4 protein-coding genes are annotated in these 5,032 nt (G+C 43.1%); 1 reads left to right on the forward strand and 3 read right to left on the reverse strand.

Translation table 11 applies throughout. The features are described 5' to 3' along the window. From KGY70_16715 to KGY70_16725, 3 genes are all read right to left on the reverse strand, one after another. Window positions 1-827, reverse strand: an 827-nt coding sequence (locus KGY70_16715) for a hypothetical protein (GenBank protein MBS3776842.1), incomplete at its 3' end; no start/stop codon positions are given. A 201-nt stretch (window positions 828-1,028) separates the two neighbouring features. Continuing rightward, entirely contained in the window at window positions 1,029-2,522 is a 1,494-nt protein-coding gene (locus KGY70_16720; protein MBS3776843.1) for a hypothetical protein, read from the reverse strand. Between the two features lie 84 nt (window positions 2,523-2,606). Beyond that, on the reverse strand, window positions 2,607-3,881 hold the full coding sequence (locus KGY70_16725) for a hypothetical protein (GenBank protein ID MBS3776844.1): 1,275 nt from the start codon (window positions 3,879-3,881) through the stop codon (window positions 2,607-2,609). Window positions 3,882-4,044: 163 nt separating this feature from the next. On the opposite strand from KGY70_16725, the gene KGY70_16730 reads away from it, so the two are divergent. Next, the coding region (locus KGY70_16730) for a proline--tRNA ligase (GenBank protein ID MBS3776845.1) at window positions 4,045-5,032 on the forward strand (988 nt) is incomplete at its 3' end.

The raw sequence follows: 5,032 nt of genomic DNA on the forward strand, positions 1-5,032 counted from the left end.
CCCGATGGCCTTATTTGATAAATACGGTTCACGGAACGGGCAGGTCTCCTGTAGACAGGGGTACTTGTCCTGATCGGTTGGGTTCTGATATGTTGTCTTACCGGATCGCGCCTAATTATGTTATATTTTCTGTCCGGCGTGCTCTGAATGTTTGACGGACGAATATAATGCATCCTGTTTACTGATCTGGTATTTTGCCTCCGAATATTCCCGTCGGTTGCTTTTATGGTACGCAGGGGCATGCGTACCGTCCTGTCGGAAGGTATGCTCAGCCTTGTATTGGTTGAGGATTTATTTTCCGGCAAAGATACCACTCTTCTGATTCTTTGGGTATGGGGAGCGTTGGCATCAAACTTTCTGGTACTGTTTATGATACCGGAAGAAGTCTTTCTTTGCCATGTTCTGGGAGAATAGGTTGAATAATAGGAGGGATAATACGGGTAATATCCGAAGTACGGTGAATGCCAGTAGGAATGGTAGCCAAACCAGGCTGATCTGTACCAGGGATAGCCATATCCGTAATAGGGATAATAAGGATAAAAATCCCAGTAATACCAGTCAGGCCAATAATGATGGCCGTACCATCTGTGGGGTGCATATCCGTATCGGGGAACATAGCCATACCGGTCTTTTTTACGGTCAAGTGTATCCCCGGATTGTTCCGCCTGATCCCTGTACCGGCCGGATTGATCAATCTGTTCCTCTGTATAGGTATCCGGAGGATTTTCATACAGCTCATCCGCCACCCTTCTCTGCTGCAAGGTTGTTGTGCAGGAAGAAAATATCGCGGCAATTATGAATAAGGAAAATAATGTTCTTGTTTTCATCTCCATATTTTTATTGAGGGTTAAACCAAAATGCATTTTATATATAACACCAAAAAAGTATCAAATATTGTTCCAAACTTAAATCACTCATCCATGTATAACGTTCAATTGAATTGATTGTTGAAAAAAATATCCCCTTCGGAACTGAAAGACCGAAGGGGATATATGATATGATGAAAACAAGTACAAAGTGGTGTTACATCAAAATCTGAAGCCCAGCGAAACAATGAATTTGTTGTTTGTAAAATCTATTTCGCTCAGGTTGGGGAGGGTTGAAAAGAGCTGATTTTCCCTTGTATAGGAACTGGTTACATAAGCAGCATCTATAAAGAAGCTGTTTCCCCTGAAGCCCAGCCCTCCGGAATATTGTTGCCGGTCCGACTGGTAGTTGCTGTATTCATCTTGATAGGGCGATTGGTAAAATGCATATCCCAGCCTGACATAGAAGCTGCTCAGTCTGAGTTCGCCACCAAGCCTTAAATTATTGGCAGCTCCAAAAGTATTGCTGATGCTGTCGTTTTCATAGTCGAAAGGTATATCCCCTTCTTTTTCCTCTAATCGGGCTCTTCCATAATTGACCCTTTCATAATCGGCGCTGATCAGTCCCATTTCTTGTATTCTGACGGCTACACCCCCCAGTATTTTGGAAGGGGTGATCAGTTTATAGGAGAAATCACTCTGTTCACTGCTTGCCTGCAGATCATCCCCGTTATCATACCTGGCTCTTACACTGTTGTACCAGGTGTAGGTCAGGTTATTGAAATAGGTCGGAGAGTGGAAGGCAGCTCCAACCCTTATGAAGTCTGTTGGCCTGTAGATGGCTCCCAGCTTAAAATTATAGCCCGTACCGGAATGCTCTTCGTACTGAATGAAATTCATGCCTCTGAAATCAGGCACCTGATCATTTCTTTCCGCTTCACTGTAGGTACTTTTGTAAGAATAGTTTGACCGCTGGATTCCCACACTCATACCCAGGTACAAACTGTTTTCATAATTCGCACCTACAGAAAGGAAATATTCTCCCAAACTCCCGTCATTGCTCAGATTTTTCTGCTGGTCCACTCCAATTTCCTGTACTGATGCAGCGGTGTCGCTGTAATTCATTTCATCGCTAACATAGCTCCAATACTCTGCATAGGTACTGTCATAGCTGAGTAAGTAGGTTTGCCAGGCGAGATCTTCATAAGCACCTCTTATATTGCCTCTGTTCGCATTATCTACGAACTCATGCATTTTAGAGTTGACCCTGTTGAAATTTTCGGTCCTTATTCCCTGGTCATGATTGTTTAATGTATTGTAACCCAATCCAAAATTGATGTTTTTCCATCCCGGGCTGTTCAGCGTATAAGCCCCGGTGAGGCCAACATTGTTAAAATTCAGATTATAACCGAATTCCTCATTTTTAAACACTTCGCCCTGGTAAGAGCGGGTGCGCGTATTGGTTTGCTGGTATTGAAACGAGGGCGTAAATTCCATCTGGAACCCGGTGTATACCCCTACACCTGCCGGATTCAGGCTGATGGAAGAAAGATCGGCTCCCAGCGCCGTAAAGGCGCCTCCCATACTCATAAACCGTGCCGAACCTTCGTATATGTTTTGGGAGTTTCTGATGGCTGATTCCACTTCAACTTCCTGTGCAGTACTTATGGTGAACTGAGCAAATAAAAACACTACAATTGGAATTATTTTTTTCATAGCTGTAAAAATTTTTATCTGAGGTTGATATTAAAAAAGTGCCCCATATAACTTATGGGGCACTGTGTAAGTTTTATTCCAGGGTTATTTACGTTTTCTTCCTGAACTCGAGGAAGAACCGGATGATCTTGTAGATCCCGAGGAATTCGAGCTGCTGCCTGAGCTTCCGGAACTGATCGAGCTTCTTGTTGAACGTCTTGAACTTCCGCTATTATTGTATGTGGAAGATCTTTTTCTGCCCGAAGTGTTTGTGTTTCTTCTTACCCTTTCATTCTTTGTCTGTTCATAACTGGCTTCATTCTTGGGTCTGTTGTATCTCGATCTTGTGGTCGAAACATTTTCACTTCTTGTTTTTACGTATCTTGAACTGGTTCCTTCATCATTACTTCTTACTCTTATAGAATGGCTTGATCTCCCGGATCCGGCTTTACCGGCATCCTGAACCCTGATATAGGATCTGGACTTATTATTGGTTTCTTCGGAACCGGAATCTCCGCTTTTTCTTATTCTTTGTGAATGGTTTGAAAACTTAGCCACTCTGCCTTCATCATTGAGCTCGTATTCCTGGAGCATTCTTTGCTGCTGAAGCGTGTTATAATAGTTATAGTTTGAATAGAACGGGGACATTCCGTAGTATGACCCATAACCGAAAGAACTGTAACCGAACGGGCTATATCCAAACGGGCTGTATCCGAAGGATCTGTAACCGAACGGACTGTATCCGTATCCAAAGGAACTGTAACCAAACGCACCACGTCCGAAGGCATTATAGCCATATGCACCGTAACCCATAGAGTTAAAGCCGTAAATTCCTGTCATGGATAAGGTGCTGCGGTATGGATTCATAAAGCTCCGGCCAGAGTAAGGATAATTATAGAAACTTCCGTATTTCCAACCTGTTCCGAAATGACCGGTAAGCCAGTTGGGTTCAACCCATACATCATCACCCATTACAATAACATTGTAGAAGGACGGATCATAGGCGGAAGCATACCAAAAATCATTGGAATAATATGTTCCGTACCAGTCAGACATGCCGTATGACAGGCTTCTTGAAGCATCTAACCTTCTTTGATAAGCCTCGTCATGGTTGTCTACCAATATATCCTGATAGGGGTTGCCGGAGGATTTAACTTTGTCTTCATAGATTACGGTATCTACTTCTTCTTCCTCCTGGCTTTCTTTCAGAACGTTTTCGGCTTCATCGTAAAATTGGGCATAGGTTTGCTCTGTATCTTCCCGGTTATCGGGATTTTGATAAAGTTCGTCAGCTACCCTTCTCTGCTGCAACGTCATGGAGCATGAGGAGAAGATTACGGCAGCTACTATCAGCATTAATATGTTTCTTGTTTTCATCATTACATTCTCCTTTTTATTTTATTAAACGAGTATGATATATCAGATATTATTGTGTTAAAATTCGCTGGGTTGCTTTTTTTATTATTAAAATTTAATTTCTTTAATTTGCATCCAAGTTAAACATTATTTTTGTAAATAAAAATAAAGCAAATATCATTCCAAAATGGCAAAAGAAATTACAAGCAGGCAGGAAAATTATTCACAATGGTATAACGATATTGTAACGAAGGCAGATTTGGCGGAGAACAGTCCCGTCAGAGGTTGTATGGTGATTAAACCCTATGGCTTTGCCATCTGGGAAAAGATTCAGTCGGTACTGGACAAGATGTTCAAGGATACCGGCCATTCCAACGCTTACTTTCCCCTGTTTATACCCAAATCGTTTTTTTCAAAGGAAGCTTCTCATGTTGAGGGTTTTGCCAAAGAATGTGCGGTAGTTACCCATTACCGGCTTAAAAACGATGAAGATGGCAAGGGTATTGTCGTAGATGATAAGGCCAAACTCGAGGAGGAACTCATTGTACGACCCACTTCCGAAACCATCATTTGGAATACATATAAAGGCTGGATTCAGTCTTACCGGGATCTTCCCATATTGGTCAATCAATGGGCCAATATTGTAAGATGGGAGATGAGAACGCGTTTGTTTCTCAGGACCGCTGAATTTCTCTGGCAGGAAGGCCATACGGCTCATGCAACCAAAGAAGAAGCCCTGGAAGAAACCCAGAGAATGATTGACGTATATGCAGATTTTGCTGAGAACTGGATGGGCATACCTGTATTGAAAGGCACCAAAACCGATACAGACCGGTTTGCCGGGGCCGAAGAAACCTATACCATCGAGGCCCTGATGCAGGACGGAAAAGCCCTTCAATCCGGTACTTCCCATTTTCTGGGCCAGAACTTCGCAAAAGCATTTGATGTTACCTTTACCGATCAGTCCGGGAAACTGGATTACGTCTGGGCCACTTCATGGGGAGTATCCACCCGGTTGATGGGGGCTCTGATCATGGCCCATTCTGATGATAACGGGCTGGTGCTGCCTCCCAAACTTGCACCCAACCAGGTGGTTATCGTTCCTATCTATAAAAAGGATGCCCAGTTAAGCCAGATCAGTGAAAAAGCCGGTCAAATCAAACAGCAGCTTCAGG

The organism is Bacteroidales bacterium (assembly GCA_018334875.1).
Taxonomy (GTDB): Bacteria; Bacteroidota; Bacteroidia; order Bacteroidales; family UBA12077; genus JAGXLC01.

Coding starts and splice junctions, on each gene's coding strand:
- KGY70_16720 (MBS3776843.1), bottom strand. CDS start 2,522: ATGAAAAAAATAATTCCAATTGTAGTGTTTTTATTTGCTCAGTTCACC.
- KGY70_16725 (MBS3776844.1), bottom strand. CDS start 3,881: ATGATGAAAACAAGAAACATATTAATGCTGATAGTAGCTGCCGTAATC.